The sequence below is a fragment of the Cellulomonas sp. Leaf334 genome (assembly GCF_001424195.1).
GTDB lineage: Bacteria > Actinomycetota > Actinomycetes > Actinomycetales > Cellulomonadaceae > Cellulomonas.
The window spans coordinates 354,566-368,228 of record NZ_LMOO01000001.1; the positions used below are offsets into that span (position 1 = coordinate 354,566).

Consider the following 13,663-nt stretch of genomic DNA (forward strand, 5'->3'; position numbering starts at 1 on the left):
TCAGAGGTGGGTGTAGACGTCAGCGAGCGTGAGCCCGCGCGCGATCATCAACACCTGCAGGTGGTAGAGGAGCTGCGAGATCTCCTCGGCCGTCCGCTCGTCCGACTCGTGCTCGGCGGCCATCCAGACCTCGGCGGCCTCCTCGACGACCTTCTTGCCGATGCCGTGCACGCCGGTGTCCAGCTCGGCGACCGTGCCGGAGCCGGCGGGGCGGGTCGTGGCCTTCTCCGAGAGCTCGGCGAACAGGGTGTCGAAGGTTTTCACGCGGAGACTCTAGACGCCGGGGGGCGCTGGGCGCGCAGCGTGACCACGGACAGCGCGCAGGGCGACCACGGTCGCGACCGCGGCCTCCGCGGCCTCGGCACCCTTGTCCTCGTGCGACCCCTCGAGCCCGGCGCGGTCGAGCGCCTGCTGCTCGTTGTCGCAGGTGAGCACCCCGAACCCGACGGGCACGCCGGTCCTGATGCCGACGTCGGTGAGCCCGAGCGTCGCACCCTGGCAGACGTACTCGAAGTGGGGGGTCCCGCCGCGGATCACGACGCCGAGGGCGACGACCGCGTCGGCACCGTTCTCGGCGGCCACCTGCGCGGCGACCGGCAGCTCGAACGTGCCGGGGACGCGGACGATCGTGACGTCCTCGACGTGCGCCGCGGCGAGCCCGCGTCGCGCCCCCGCGAGCAGGCCGTCCATCACGACGGTGTGCCAGCTCGCCGCGATGACGACGACCTTCAGGCCGGTGCCGTCGACGGTCAGGGTGGGTGCTCCAGCACCGCTCATGCCAGGTCCTCCAGGTTCTCGAACGCGTGGTCGTCGTGGTCCGCGCCGGGGGTCGCCGGCGTGGCGTGCACGGGCGAGACCGGGATGGGCTCGCGCTCCGTGCCGGGCGGCAGGTGGAGCAGGTGCCCCATCGATGTCGCCTTGGTGCGCAGGTACGCCTCGTTCTGCGGCGTGCGCCCGACCTCGAGGCTGCGGATCTCCGCGACCTCGATGCCGTGCGCACGCAGGCCGGCGACCTTCGCGGGGTTGTTGGTCAGCAGGCTGACCCGCTGCACCCCGAGGTCCGTGAGGATCGCCGCGGCCGCGCCGTACTCGCGCCGGTCCGCGGGCCACCCGAGGTCGAGGTTCGCCTCGACGGTGTCCCGGCCCTGGTCCTGCAGCGCGTACGCCGCCACCTTGGCCAGAAGGCCGATCCCGCGTCCTTCGTGCCCCCGCAGGTAGACGACGGCACCGCCCTGCTCGGCGGCGAGCTCCAGGGCCGCGTCGAGCTGCGGACCGCAGTCGCAGCGGGCAGAGCCGAACGCGTCGCCGGTGAGGCACTCGGAGTGCACACGCACGACGGGCTGCTCGGCGAGCCCCGCGGTCGGCACCAGGGCGACGTGCTCGGCTCCCGTGCGCAGGTCGCGGTACCCGTGGATGCGGAAGTCGCCGTGCTTCGTCGGCAGGTACGCCGTGTGCGTCGCGTGCACGCGCTCCTTCGGCGGCGCAGCGACCGCGACCTCAGCAGTGACGTCATCGCCTTCCGCGATGCGCCAGGCGACGATGTCCTCGATGGTCAGCAGGACGAGTCCCTCGGCCTCGGCCAGCGCCGAGGCGTCGGGCAGCCGCATCATGGACCCGTCGTAGTTGACGAGCTCGGCGATGGCGCCCACGGGCTCGAGCCCGGCGAGCCGGCAGAGGTCCACCGCGGCCTCGGTGTGACCCGTGCGGTGCAGGACACCGCCCGGCACGGCACGCAGGGGCAGCACGTGGCCGGGGCGGATCAGGTCCACGCTGCCCGACGCCGGGTCGGCCAGCACCCGCATCGTCCGCGCGCGGTCCGCCGCCGAGATGCCGGTCGTCACGCCCGTCGCGGCGTCGACCGTCACCGTGTAGGCGGTGCGTCGCGGGTCCTGGCTGCTCGGCACCATCAGCGGCAGGTCGAGCGCGTCGGCCCGCGACGCCGGCATCGGGGCGCACAGGTAGCCCGACGAGTGCCGGATAGTCCAGGCGATCCACTCCGGGGTCGCCGACTGCGCGGCCAGGATGACGTCGGCCTCGTTCTCGCGGTCGGGCGAGTCAGCGACGAGCACCGGACGGCCTTCGCGCAACGCCTCCAGCGCGTCCTCGACGGTCCCGAGCCGTACGCCGGCGGGGGCCGTCATCGCAGCACCCCCGCCGTCGAGAGCAGCCGTTCCGTGTACTTGGCCAGCACGTCGACCTCCAGGTTGACCCGGGCACCGGGTGCGAGCGTGCCGAGGGTCGTCGCCTCGAGCGTCGTGGGGATGAGCGAGACACCGAACGACTCGTCGGTGACGTGGGTGACCGTGAGCGAGATGCCGGAGACCGCGATCGACCCCTTCTCGGCGACGTACCGCGCGAGCTCCGGGGCGAGGCCGATCTCGACGTCGTCCCAGCGCGGCCCGGGTGACCGGCTCAGGATCGTGCCGACGCCGTCGACGTGCCCCTGCACGACGTGCCCGCCGTAGCGGCCACCCACCGGCAGCGCACGCTCGAGGTTGACCGGGCTGGACACGCCGACGTCCTCCAGGGCGCTGCGCCGCAACGTCTCCGGCATGACGTCCGCGAAGAACGTGCCGTCGCCGGGGAGCTCCGTGACCGTCAGACAGACCCCGGAGACACTGATGGAGTCACCCAGGTGGGCGTCGGACACGACGACGGGTCCGCGGACCCGCAGACGCGCGTCCATGCCCTCCCCGCGGTGCTCGATCGCCTCGACGGTGCCGATCTCCTCGACGATTCCGGTGAACATCAGTGCTCCTCCGTGGTGCTGGGTGAGTCGTGCGGATCAACGGTCGCGACGACGAGGACGTCGGGACCGAGCGGGATGACGGATCGGGTGGTGAGGCGGACGGCGTCGCCGATCGTGGTGACGCCCAGGTCCGCCATGGCGGGACGGCCGGAGCCCAGCAGGACCGGGGCGACGTAGGCGTGCACCTCGTCGACCAGCCCGGCGGCGAGGAACGCGGCCGCCAGCGTGGGGCCGCCCTCGACCAGGACGTGCCGGACCTCGCGCGCCGTGAGCTCGGCCAGCACCTGCGCCGGGTCGTGCGTGCGCACGTGGACGAGCTCCCCGCCGGGACCGTGCAGGCGGGCACCGGCCGGGAGGTCACGGTGGCCGACCACGACGCGCAGCGGCTGCTGCCCGTGCAGCTCGCCCGCGGCGTTGCGCGCGGTGAGCGAGGGGTCGTCGACGAGCGCGGTCCCCGTGCCGACGACGATGGCGTCGACCTCGGCGCGCAGGTCGTGCGCGTGGTGCCGGGACACGTCGGAGGTGATCCACCGGCTGGTCCCGTCGGCGGCTGCGACGCGGCCGTCGAGCGAGGTGGCGAGCTTCAGCGTGACGAACGGGCGGCCACGCTCGACGGAGGGCAGCCAGGCGCCCAGCAAGGCGCGGCCCTCGTCGGCCAGCACGCCGGTCTCGACGTCGACCCCGGCCGCGCGCAGCCGGTCCGCACCGCCCGCGGCGACGGGGTTCGGGTCGGGCACGGACACCACGACCCGGGCGACCCCGGCCACCAGCAGCGCCTCGGAGCACGGGCCGGTCCGGCCGGTGTGGTTGCAGGGTTCGAGAGTGACGACGGCCGTGGCTCCCTGCGTGGAGCGTCCGTGGTCCGCTGCGTCGGCCAGTGCCGCCACCTCGGCGTGCGGCGTCCCCGCGCCCCGGTGCCAGCCCTCGCCCAGGACGTCACCGTCCGCGCCCAGCAGGACGCACCCGACACGCGGGTTGGGACCGTTGGCCGGCCCACGCCGGGCGATCTCGAGCGCGCGGCGCATGGCCTCGAGCTCGGAGGGTGCGCGCACGACGGTCTCGGTGCTGGTCATGCTCACCTCCGGACGCGCAGGGCGCTCCGGGGTGAGGGCGGCAGGAAGGGTCCCGCAGCCACGGCGCACAGGCGCCGCCACGTGATCCTCCCATCCGGACTTTCACCGTCGGTCCTGGAGTTCCACCAGGTCAACCGCCCGGTCCTTGCGGACCGTGCGGGTCGCGGACTGTCACCGCCGGCTCGGAATTACACCGACCCCGGAGCACGTGTAAGTGTGTTCGTCTTGCGCCAACGATCATGCCACACCGGGCATTCCCGTCCGTCAGGCGTTCGCGTCCGCCAGCTCGCGCAGGGCGACGATCTCGGCGCCGACGTCAGGTGCCCCGTACACCGCCGATCCGGCGACGAAGACGTTCGCCCCCGCCTGGGCGATCCGCCCGATCGTGTCCCGCGCGACCCCGCCGTCCACCTGGATCCACGTGGACGCGCCGGACTCGGCGATCGCCTGCCGCGCGCGGCGGATCTTGGGCAGCATCCCCTCGATGAACGACTGACCGCCGAACCCGGGTTCGACCGTCATCACGAGGATCATGTCGAACTCCGGCAGGAGGTCGAGGAGCGGCTCGACCGGCGACGCCGGCCGCAGGGCGATCCCCGCGCGGACGCCGCGGGACCGCAGCTCCCGCGCCAGCCGCACCGGCGCCTGGGTCGCCTCGGCGTGGAACGTCACGGACGCCGCGCCGAGCGCCGCGTACTCGGGCGCCCAGCGGTCGGCGTCCTCGATCATCAGGTGCACGTCCAGCGGGACGGGCGACACCTCGGCGATGCGCTTCACCACCGGCAGGCCGAGCGTGAGGTTGGGCACGAAGTGGTTGTCCATCACGTCCACGTGCACGAAGTCGGCAGCGGCGATCGCCTGGAGCTCGCGCTCGAGGTTCATGAAGTCGGCGGACAGGATGCTCGGGTTGATCAGCGCAGGCACCCGGCCAGCCTAGAGGCCGCGGGTCAGCCGGTGCGGCGCAGCAGTGTCAGGTGCATCGCGTCCGTGCCGTGCACGTGCGGCCACAGCTGCACGTCGGTGCGGGTGTCGTCGAGGTCCACGGCGCCGCCGGGCGCGATCGCCCGCACGACCGCCGGTGCGTCGAGCGGGACCACCTCGACGCCGAGCCGCGCGACGGCCCGCACGGCGTCCTTGACGACGAGCTGGGTCTCGACGAGGTGCGGCGAGCACGTCACGTAGGCCACGACCCCTCCGGGCCGGACTGCCTGCAGGGCCGAGACCAGCAGGTCGCGCTGGAGCGCGCTCAGCGAGGCGAGGTCCGCGGGCGTCCGCCGCCACCGGGCCTCCGGCCGACGACGAAGAGCACCGAGCCCGGTGCAGGGCGCGTCGACCATCACGCGGTCGTACGCACCCGGCTCGTCCGTCCCGACCGACCGCCCGTCGCCCGTCCGCACGTCCTCGACGGCGTCCGCGGGCACGGCCCGCAACGCCTGCTCGACGAGCCGCGTCCGGTGCGGCTGCACCTCGTTGGCGACGAGACGCGCGCCGCGCTCCCCCGCGACGGCGGCGAGCAGCGCAGCCTTGCCGCCGGGTCCCGCGCACAGATCGAGCCACCGCTCGTCCGGACCGTCGAGAGGCGCGTGGGTGAGGGCGAGCGTGACGAGCTGGCTGCCCTCGTCCTGCACCCCCGCACGGCCGTCGCGCACGCTGGGCAGTGCGGCCGGGTCTCCTCCGGAGAGGATCACGGACGTCGGCGCGAGGGCGCCCACCGTCCCGACGCCGTCGCCGGCATCCGCGACGACCTCGTCCGTCCCGGCGAGCCCAGGACGCGCGACGATCGTCACGCGCGGAGCGGCGTTGTCTGCGGCGAGAAGCGCTCCGATCTGGTCGGCGGGCCGACCGTTGCCGACGAGCGCCTCGCGCAGTGCCCGCACCACCCACAGGGGGTGGCTCTCCACGACCGCGAGCTGGGCCAGCTCGTCGTCACCGGCGGTGGACCGGATCCGCTGCTCCCACTCCTGCAGCGAGGCCCGCCCCACCGTCCGCAGCACGGCGTTGACGAACTGCGACGGGCCGGTGCCCAGCTGCTCGCGCGCCAGGCCGACGGTCTCGGAGACCGCCGCGTGCGCGGGGACACGCATGCCGAGCAGCTGGTGGACGCCGAGGCGCAGGACGTCGAGCGCGGGTGCGTCGATCGTGCCGACCTCCCGGTTCGCCGCCTGGGCGATGATCGCGTCGTACCGGCCGCGCAGCCGCAGCGTGCCGTAGGCGAGCTCGGTGGCGAACGCCGCGTCCCGGCCGGTGATCCGGCGGTCGCGCAGCAGGGGCGGCAGCACCAGGTTGGCGTACGCGTCCGAGCCGTCCACGGAGCGCAGGACGTCGTACGCGGCGGTCCGGGCGGGGTCGCTCCCCCGGCGGCGCTGCGACGGCGCGGCGGCCGACCGCTGCGTCCGGCCCTGTGACCGCGCGGCGCCGCGCTGGCGGCCGCTCGGGTCGCGCCGGTCGTCGGCCGGGGTCATGCGGCACCTCCGAGCACGGTGCCGGCGTCGAGGCGGGCGCCACGGGCCCAGTCCGCCGCCGCCATCGCGCGCTTGCCCTCGGGCGTGACCTCGGTCAGCCGCACCGCGTGCCCGCCGGTCCCGACGAGCACCTCCTTCTTGCCCGCCAGCACCTGCCCCGGCGCCAGGTCCGTGACGTCGGCGACCGGGACCACGGGTGCCAGGCCGAGCCGGGAGCCGTCGGGCAAGGTCGTCCAGGCTCCCGGTGCCGGGGTGCAGCCGCGGACGAGCCGGTCGACGGCGTGTGCCGGGTGCGACCAGCGCACCCGCGCGTCCTCGACCTCGATCTTCGGCGCCAGGCTCACACCGTCCGGGGACTGCACGACGGGGCTGAGGATCCCGTCCTCCAACGCGTCGAGGGTCTGCACCAGCAGCCCGGCGCCCGCCACCGCGAGGCGCCCGAGCAGGTCACCTGCGGTGTCCCGCGCGCGGACGGTCTCGGTGAGGAAGCCGAACACCGGGCCCGTGTCCAGGCCCGCTTCGAGCCGGAACGTCGAGGCACCCGACACCTCGTCGCCCGCGATGATCGCGTGCTGCACGGGCGCCGCCCCACGCCACGCAGGCAGGACCGAGAAGTGCAGGTTGACCCAGCCGTGGGTCGGGACGTCGAGCAGCGCGGGCGGGATCAGGGCGCCGTAGGCGACGACGGGGGCCGCGTCGACCTCGAGCTCGGCCAGCCGCGCCTGGAAGTCCTCGTCCCGCGGACGCTGGGGAGTCAGGACCTCGAGCCCCGCCTCCAGGGCGCGCGCCTTGATCTCGCTCGGTGCGGACGCCCGACCACGCCCGGAACGGGCGTCGGGGCGGGTGAGCACGGCCACCACCTCGTGGCGGGAGGCGAGGAGCGCCTCGAGCGACGGCACCGCGGCCGCGGGAGTTCCGGCGAAGAGCAGTCGCATGGCGTCGATCCTAGGTGCGCGGAAGCGCGACCCCGCGCGCCGCGAGTGCCGCTCGCAGGTCCTCGGCGGACGTGAACAGGATGGCGTCGAACCCGGCTGCGGCGCCGGCGACGACGTTCACCGCGGAGTCGTCGACGAAGACCGTGCGCTCCGGGCGCAGACCGAACCGGTCCGTCAGCAGCGCGAACAGGAGGGGGTCCGGCTTGGCGATCCGGACCTCGCCCGAGACCAGCACGTCCTCGAGCAGCCCGATCGCAGGCGCCGCAGGCTCGGCCAGGTGGAACGTCTCCGCGGACCAGTTCGTGAGCCCGAGCAACCGGATGCCGAGCGCGCGCAGATCGCGCACCACCTCGTACGTTCCCGGCACCGGCCCGGTGAGCGTGTCGGCGAAGTGCTCGACGTACACGTCGAGAGCCGCCAGGTGCTCGGGTGCGGTCGCGGCCAGCTCCGTCCGGGCGTCGGCCCACGAGCGGCCGGCGTCCTGGAGGTAGTTGAACGCCGCGAAGTCGAACCCGGTGAGGAAGGCCTTGGTGTCCGCCTCCGGGAGCCGACCGACGAACGGGCGGGACGGGTCCCACCGGATGAGGACGTTCCCGAGGTCGAGGACGATCGCGTCGATCATCCGAGCTCCGCCGGGTCCATCTGCACGCGCACCGTGCCACCCTCACGGCGGGCGCTGCGCACCGCCAGTGACGCAGCGAGCGCCTGTGCGAGGGCCGCGCCGCCGGTCCGGGGCACGCGGACCAGGGCACGGACGGCCGGCTCGAGCGCGTCCTGCTCGGCCGCGTCGACGGGGACCGGGCCGAGGACCTCGGCGTCGGCGAGGCCGAGCCGGGACAGCAGGGTGTCGACGGCGTCGCGGGGCCCGGTGACCGAGGCCATCCGCACGGCGGGCGGCAGTGCCAGCTCCGAGCGTTCCGCGAGCTCGCGTGAGGCGTACCCGGCGGGGTCCCAGCGCACCAGCGCCTGCGTCACGCGCTCCTCCGCGTCACCGACGAGCACGACCGTCCCACCCTGCGACGCAGGGCGTACGAGGGCTGCAGCGGTGAGCCACCGGCGCAGCGCGTCCTCCCCCGTCCGCAGGGACGCCCCGGCGGTGCTCACCGCCGCATCCAGCAGCAGCGCCGCGGCGTACCCGCCCGGCGCGACCGGTTCGGCGCCGGGCGTCGCGACGACGACGGCGGGCACGTCGGGGACGGACGCCAGCACGCCCCCGGCAGCGCGGGCGCCCGAGACGCGGATCGGCACGCCCGGGAACGCACGACCCAGCTCCTCGGCGGTCCGCTCCGAGCCGACACGCACGGACCGCAGCGCGCCGGCACCGCACTCGGTGCACCGCCAGTCGGTCGCCAGCCGCCCGCACCACCCGCACGTCGGGACGCCGTCGGCCGTCGTCAGCCCGAGCGGCCCGTGGCAGACCCCGCAGCGCGCCGCAGCCCGGCACCGCCCGCAGGCCACGGCGGGCACGTACCCCGCCCGCGGCACCTGGACGAGGACAGGGCCGTCGGCCAGCCGGTCACGCAGCGTCCGCCAGGCCGGCGCCGGGAGCCGCGCGGCAGCCGCGGGCCCCTCGCGGGCGAGCTCGACCGACGTCAGCGCCAGCACCCGCGCCGTCCGTGCCCGCGTCGTGGGGCGGTCCGCGACGACCTCCCGTGCCCACCCGGACTCCACGAGCGCCTGCGCCTCGACGCTGCGGCCGTGCGCGGCCACGAGCAGCGCGCAGCGCTCGAGCTCCGAGCGCAGCGCCAGCACCTCGCGGACGTGCGGGTACGGGGCTCGCGGTTCGGCGTGCAGGGAGTCGCCGTCGTCCCACACGACCGCGAGGCCGAGATCCGCCACCGGGGCGAACGCCGACGCCCGTGTGCCGACGACGACGGTGGCCCGGCCCCGCAGCGTCGCGAGGAACGACCGGTACCGCCCGGCGGGCCCGTCGTCGGCGGCCAGCCGGACGGCACCCCCGGTCGCCCCGGGTGTCCACCGCGGGACACCGGCGGACTCCAGTGCGGCGAGCACGCGATCGATGTCCCGTGCGTCGGGCACGACGACGAGCGCACCGCGCCCGCCGAGCACGCACGCGGCGACCGCCTGCGCGATCGCGTCGGGCCAGCGCTCGCCCTCGGCGCCCGGCAGGGCGGTCCACACCGCGCGGGGGGCGCCGCCGGAGGTGACGTGCTGGAGGAACGCCGGACCACCGCGGTACGGCGCCCACGCGGTGGCCGACGGCGACGGCGTGGGCCCGTCGTCCGCCGTCGCGGGCGCCTCGGCCTCGACGCGCGCGTGTCTGGCGGGGATCGCAAGCCGCAGCACGTCGTTGAGGGTGCCCGCCCACCGGTCCGCGACGGCCCGGGCCAGCCTGGCGACCTGCGGGGTCAGCACCGGCTCGGTGGAGACGACCTTGCGCACCGGCTGCAGCGAGCCGTCGTGGTCGGCCTGCGCGACCCGCTCCAGGACGTAGCCGTTGACGTCCTGCGCACCGAAGCGCACCTTGACCCGGGTGCCCGGCACGGCCGTCTCCGCGAGGGCGGCCGGCACGAGGTACTCGAAGACCCGGTCGAGGTGCGCAGGGACGAGGTCCACGCACACCCGGGCGACCGGTAGGTGCTCCGCAGGTGTCACCCCGTCCGGTGCGGATCGGGCGCGCCTCTTCGGCTGCGGGAGGCCTTCGAGCACCAGCTGCTCACCGTCCGCGCTCGTCTCCACGTCGGACGACCCGGGCCGACCGACGGGCGTCAGCCCACCGCGGACTGCAGGTCCGCCGCGCGGTCGGTGCGTTCCCAGGTGAACTCCGGCAGCTCGCGGCCGAAGTGCCCGTACGCGGCTGTCTTGCGGTAGATCGGCCGCAGCAGGTCGAGGTCCCGGACGATCGCCGCCGGGCGCAGGTCGAACACGTCGCGGATGGCGGCGGTCAGCCGGGCCAGCGGCACCGTCTCGGTGCCGAACGTCTCGACGTACAGGCCGACGGGGTTGGCCTTGCCGATGGCGTACGCGACCTGCACCTCGCACCGCCGCGCGAGCCCGGCGGCGACGACGTTCTTGGCCACCCAGCGCATCGCGTAGGCGGCCGAGCGGTCGACCTTCGACGGGTCCTTGCCGGAGAACGCTCCGCCACCGTGCCGGGCGATCCCCCCGTAGGTGTCCACGATGATCTTGCGTCCGGTCAGTCCGGCGTCACCCTGCGGGCCGCCGACCACGAACGTCCCGGTCGGGTTGACCAGCAGTCGGTAGTCGCGCGCGTCCAGGTCCAGCTGCTCCAGGACGGGGGCGACGACGAGCTCGGCCACGGCCGGCCGCAGGGTCGTGTCCAGGTGCACGTCCGGGTCGTGCTGCGTGGACAGCACGACGGTGTCGAGACGGACGGCGCGGTCACCGTCGTAGCCGATGGTGACCTGGGTCTTCCCGTCGGGACGCAGCCCCGGCACGATCCCTTCCTTGCGCACCAGCGTGAGCCGCTCGGCGAGGCGGTGCGCGAGCCAGATGGGCAGCGGGAGCAGCGTCGGGGTGTCGTCGGACGCGTAGCCGAACATCAGACCCTGGTCCCCCGCGCCCTGGGCGTCGAGGGGGTCGAGGTCCGCGGAGTCCTCCCGGATCTCGAGTGCCTTGTCCACGCCCGCGGCGATGTCCGGGGACTGCTGGCCGATCGAGACCGAGATGCCGCAGGAGTCGCCGTCGAAGCCGATCGCCGACGAGGTGTACCCGATCCCCCGGACCACCTCGCGCACGATCTGCGGGATCTCGACGTACGCACTGGTGGTGACCTCACCGGCGACGTGCACGAGACCGGTGGTCACCATCGTCTCGACCGCGACCCGCGCCCCGGGGTCCTGCTCGAGCATCGCGTCGAGGATGGCGTCGGAGATCTGGTCACAGATCTTGTCCGGGTGCCCCTCGGTCACGGACTCGGACGTGAACAGGCGCATGTCAGGCTCGGTCATGGCCGACAGCGTAATGGGCTCCAGGCCGTGCACGTGCAGCCTCAGCCGCGCGCGAGCACCGCGTCCCACACCGCGTGGGCCACCTCGGTCTTGGTCCCGGTGGCCGCGCCGACGACCGTGCCGGCGCCGTCCAGGATCGTCACGTCGTTCACGTCGGTGCCGAACCCGCGCCCGCCCCCGACGGCGTTCACGACGAGGAGGTCGGCTCCCTTGCGCTGCGCCTTCACGCGGCCGTGGTCGAGCACGCTGCCGGTGTCGTCGCCAGTCTCCGCCGCGAAGCCGACCACGACCTGGCCCGGACGCAGCCTGTCTGCGCCGAGCTCGGCGAGGATGTCCACGGTCTCGACGAGCTCGAGGACCGTCGGCGCTCCGCCCGGCTGCTTCTTGATCTTGGACTCCGCGCTGGTGACCGGCCGGAAGTCGGCCACGGCTGCGGCCATCACGACGACGTCCGCGTCCTTGGCCGCGGCGCGTACGGCGTCCCGCAGCTCGGCGCCCGTCTCGGCGTGGACCACGTCGACACCGACGGGGACGGGGACGTCGATGTTCGCCGCCACCAGCGTCACCCGGGCGCCGCGGGCGTGCGCGGCCTGCGCGAGCGCCACGCCCTGGCGTCCGGACGACCTGTTGCCGAGGAACCGGACGGGGTCGAGCGGTTCACGGGTGCCCCCCGCAGACACGACGACGTGCTTCCCGTCGAGGTCGTGCGGCCGGTCGCTCACCAGTGCGAGCGCGGCGGACGCGATCTCCTCGGGCTCCGGCAGGCGGCCGGGACCGGTGTCCGACCCCGTCAGCCGGCCCGCGGCCGGGTCCAGCACGTGCACGCCGCGCGCCCGCAGGATCGCCACGTTCGCGACGGTGGCGGGGTGCTCCCACATCTCGGTGTGCATCGCCGGGGCCAGCAGGACGGGGCACCGGGCGACGAGCAGGGTGGCGGTCAGCAGGTCGTCGGCCTGCCCCGTCGCGGCGCGGGCCAGGAGGTCGGCCGTCGCCGGGGCGACGACCACGAGCTCGGCCTGCTTGCCGACGGCGACGTGCGCCACCTGGTCGACGTCCTCGAACACGTCGGTCGTCACCGGCTGTCCGGACAGCGCCTCCCACGTCGCGCGCCCGACGAACTCGAGCGCAGCCCGCGTCGGGACGACCCGGACGGCGTGGCCCTGCTCGCGCAGCAGGCGCAGCAGCAGGACGGCCTTGTAGGCGGCGATGCCGCCCGCGACGCCGAGGACGATGCGCATGGAGGGAGGGTCAGCCCTCGGTGGCCTCGGACGTCAGCAGGCCGGCGTCGATCTCGCGCATCGCGATCGAGAGCGGCTTCTCCTGCGGGCGCGTGTCCACGAGCGGGCCGACGTACTCGAGCAGGCCCTCGTTGAGCTGCGAGTAGTAGGCGTTGATCTGACGCGCGCGCTTGGCCGAGTACAGGACGAGCGCGTACTTGGAGTCGGCACGCTCGAGCAGACGGTCGATGGGCGGGTCGGTGATGCCGGTGGGGGCGGCGACGGTTCCGGACACGGTGATCTCCCGAGGTACAAGGTGGGTTGGGCAGAGACGATCTCTGTGCCCCATCCTACCTGGTCGGGATACCCATCCCGCGGACCAGCTCGTCGGTCGCCCGGTGGACGTCGTCGTTGACGATCACCTGGTCGAACTCGGCCGCCGCGGCCAGCTCGACACGCGCCGTGCTGAGCCGACGCTCCCGCTCCTCCACGTCCTCGGTCCCCCGGCCGACCAGCCGTCGTTCCAGCTCGGCGAACGACGGCGGCGCGAGGAACACGAAGTGCGCGTCCGGCATGGACTCGCGCACCTGGCGCGCGCCCTGCAGGTCGATCTCGAGCAGCGCCGGCTCACCGGCGGCGAGCCGCTGCTCGACCGGCCTGCGGGGCGTCCCGTAGCGGTTGCGCCCGTGGACGACGGCCCACTCGAGCAGGTCGCCGCGCTCGATCATGCGGTCGAACTCGTCACCGGAGACGAACACGTAGTGCACGCCGTCGACCTCACCCGGTCTCGGCGACCGGGTCGTCGCCGAGACGGAGAGCCAGACCTCGGGATAGCGGGAGCGGACGTCGGCAGACACCGTCCCCTTGCCGACGGCGGTCGGGCCGGCGAGAACGGTCAGCCGGGCAGGCGTCGTCGTCATGGGTGGTGCGGGCTCCTCCAGCTGCGCGGTGCCGCCCGGTCGTCACCCGAAGCGGTCGACGAGGGCCTTCACCTGGTGCGGGCCGAGCCCACGCACACGACGGGTCTCGGAGATTCCGATCTCGGAGATGATCGCACGCGCCTTGACCTTGCCGACGCCAGGCAGGGACTCGAGGAGGGCGAGGACCTTGAGCTTGCCGATGGTCTCGTCCGCCTGCCCCTGCGCGATCACCTCGGAGAGCGTGCCCTGTGAGTACTTGAGGCGATTCTTGACCTCAGCGCGGGCCTGGCGGGCGGCGCCGGCCTTCTGGAGCGCTGCCGCTCGTTGTTCGGGAGTCAGCGGAGGGAGTGCCACGCGCGTCACCTTCTCGTCAGT

At 74.4% G+C, this 13,663-nt stretch carries 15 protein-coding genes and 1 riboswitch; all 15 genes read right to left on the minus strand.

Translation table 11 applies throughout. The annotated features are described in order from the left end of the window. Positions 1–264 carry a phosphoribosyl-ATP diphosphatase gene (locus tag ASF78_RS01710; RefSeq protein ID WP_056584150.1) on the minus strand — a complete coding sequence of 88 codons (264 nt, stop codon included), beginning with the start codon at positions 262–264 and terminating at the stop codon, positions 1–3. Between the two features lie 9 nt (positions 265–273). Further along, positions 274–777 carry a 6,7-dimethyl-8-ribityllumazine synthase gene (gene ribH / locus ASF78_RS01715; RefSeq protein WP_056584153.1) on the minus strand — a complete coding sequence of 168 codons (504 nt, stop codon included), beginning with the start codon at positions 775–777 and terminating at the stop codon, positions 274–276. Continuing rightward, entirely contained in the window at positions 774–2,141 is a 1,368-nt protein-coding gene (locus ASF78_RS01720) for a bifunctional 3,4-dihydroxy-2-butanone-4-phosphate synthase/GTP cyclohydrolase II (protein ID WP_056584156.1), read from the minus strand. Before ASF78_RS01720 ends, ribH begins: the two co-directional genes overlap by 4 nt. Then, on the minus strand, positions 2,138–2,749 hold the full coding sequence (locus tag ASF78_RS01725; protein ID WP_056584159.1) for a riboflavin synthase: 612 nt from the start codon (positions 2,747–2,749) through the stop codon (positions 2,138–2,140). Before ASF78_RS01725 ends, ASF78_RS01720 begins: the two co-directional genes overlap by 4 nt. Further along, a complete protein-coding gene (gene ribD / locus ASF78_RS01730; protein WP_056584162.1) occupies positions 2,749–3,822 on the minus strand; it encodes a bifunctional diaminohydroxyphosphoribosylaminopyrimidine deaminase/5-amino-6-(5-phosphoribosylamino)uracil reductase RibD in 1,074 nt (357 codons plus the stop codon). Before ribD ends, ASF78_RS01725 begins: the two co-directional genes overlap by 1 nt. Positions 3,823–3,900: 78 nt before the next feature. Continuing rightward, a riboswitch (FMN riboswitch) is annotated at positions 3,901–4,033 on the minus strand. Between the two features lie 53 nt (positions 4,034–4,086). Next, positions 4,087–4,746: a ribulose-phosphate 3-epimerase gene (gene rpe, locus ASF78_RS01735; RefSeq protein WP_056584165.1), complete on the minus strand. Its 660-nt coding sequence runs from the start codon at positions 4,744–4,746 to the stop codon at positions 4,087–4,089. Between the two features lie 23 nt (positions 4,747–4,769). Then, positions 4,770–6,284, minus strand: a complete 1,515-nt coding sequence (locus ASF78_RS01740; protein ID WP_056584168.1) for an RsmB/NOP family class I SAM-dependent RNA methyltransferase — start codon at positions 6,282–6,284, stop codon at positions 4,770–4,772. Then, positions 6,281–7,219, minus strand: coding sequence for a methionyl-tRNA formyltransferase (gene fmt, locus ASF78_RS01745; protein WP_056584170.1), 939 nt, complete (start codon positions 7,217–7,219; stop codon positions 6,281–6,283). The genes ASF78_RS01740 and fmt overlap by 4 nt, the downstream gene beginning before the upstream one ends. Positions 7,220–7,229: 10 nt before the next feature. Continuing rightward, positions 7,230–7,841 (minus strand): HAD-IA family hydrolase, encoded by a 612-nt coding sequence (locus tag ASF78_RS01750; protein WP_056584173.1) that lies wholly within the window; start codon positions 7,839–7,841, stop codon positions 7,230–7,232. Then, entirely contained in the window at positions 7,838–9,919 is a 2,082-nt protein-coding gene (locus ASF78_RS01755; protein WP_082494745.1) for a primosomal protein N', read from the minus strand. The genes ASF78_RS01750 and ASF78_RS01755 overlap by 4 nt, the downstream gene beginning before the upstream one ends. Before the next feature lie 29 nt (positions 9,920–9,948). Then, a complete protein-coding gene (gene metK, locus ASF78_RS01760) occupies positions 9,949–11,151 on the minus strand; it encodes a methionine adenosyltransferase (protein WP_056587925.1) in 1,203 nt (400 codons plus the stop codon). Positions 11,152–11,192: 41 nt separating this feature from the next. Continuing rightward, positions 11,193–12,389, minus strand: coding sequence for a bifunctional phosphopantothenoylcysteine decarboxylase/phosphopantothenate--cysteine ligase CoaBC (gene coaBC, locus ASF78_RS01765; protein ID WP_056584177.1), 1,197 nt, complete (start codon positions 12,387–12,389; stop codon positions 11,193–11,195). A gap of 10 nt (positions 12,390–12,399) precedes the next feature. After that, positions 12,400–12,663 (minus strand): DNA-directed RNA polymerase subunit omega, encoded by a 264-nt coding sequence (gene rpoZ / locus ASF78_RS01770; RefSeq protein ID WP_028046344.1) that lies wholly within the window; start codon positions 12,661–12,663, stop codon positions 12,400–12,402. Positions 12,664–12,718: 55 nt separating this feature from the next. Continuing rightward, entirely contained in the window at positions 12,719–13,288 is a 570-nt protein-coding gene (gmk, locus tag ASF78_RS01775) for a guanylate kinase (protein WP_056584180.1), read from the minus strand. A 42-nt stretch (positions 13,289–13,330) separates the two neighbouring features. Further along, a complete protein-coding gene (mihF, locus tag ASF78_RS01780) occupies positions 13,331–13,642 on the minus strand; it encodes an integration host factor, actinobacterial type (RefSeq protein WP_056587928.1) in 312 nt (103 codons plus the stop codon). Positions 13,643–13,663 lie beyond the last annotated feature (21 nt).

What these genes read in the sequence shown, in the direction of transcription:
- ribH (WP_056584153.1), bottom strand. Translation starts at nt 777, where the DNA reads ATGAGCGGTGCTGGAGCACCCACCCTGACCGTCGACGGCACCGGCCTG.
- ASF78_RS01720 (WP_056584156.1), bottom strand. Translation starts at nt 2,141, where the DNA reads ATGACGGCCCCCGCCGGCGTACGGCTCGGGACCGTCGAGGACGCGCTG.
- ASF78_RS01725 (WP_056584159.1), bottom strand. Translation starts at nt 2,749, where the DNA reads ATGTTCACCGGAATCGTCGAGGAGATCGGCACCGTCGAGGCGATCGAG.
- ribD (WP_056584162.1), bottom strand. Translation starts at nt 3,822, where the DNA reads ATGACCAGCACCGAGACCGTCGTGCGCGCACCCTCCGAGCTCGAGGCC.
- ASF78_RS01740 (WP_056584168.1), bottom strand. Translation starts at nt 6,284, where the DNA reads ATGACCCCGGCCGACGACCGGCGCGACCCGAGCGGCCGCCAGCGCGGC.
- fmt (WP_056584170.1), bottom strand. Translation starts at nt 7,219, where the DNA reads ATGCGACTGCTCTTCGCCGGAACTCCCGCGGCCGCGGTGCCGTCGCTC.
- ASF78_RS01750 (WP_056584173.1), bottom strand. Translation starts at nt 7,841, where the DNA reads ATGATCGACGCGATCGTCCTCGACCTCGGGAACGTCCTCATCCGGTGG.
- metK (WP_056587925.1), bottom strand. Translation starts at nt 11,151, where the DNA reads ATGACCGAGCCTGACATGCGCCTGTTCACGTCCGAGTCCGTGACCGAG.
- coaBC (WP_056584177.1), bottom strand. Translation starts at nt 12,389, where the DNA reads ATGCGCATCGTCCTCGGCGTCGCGGGCGGCATCGCCGCCTACAAGGCC.
- gmk (WP_056584180.1), bottom strand. Translation starts at nt 13,288, where the DNA reads ATGACGACGACGCCTGCCCGGCTGACCGTTCTCGCCGGCCCGACCGCC.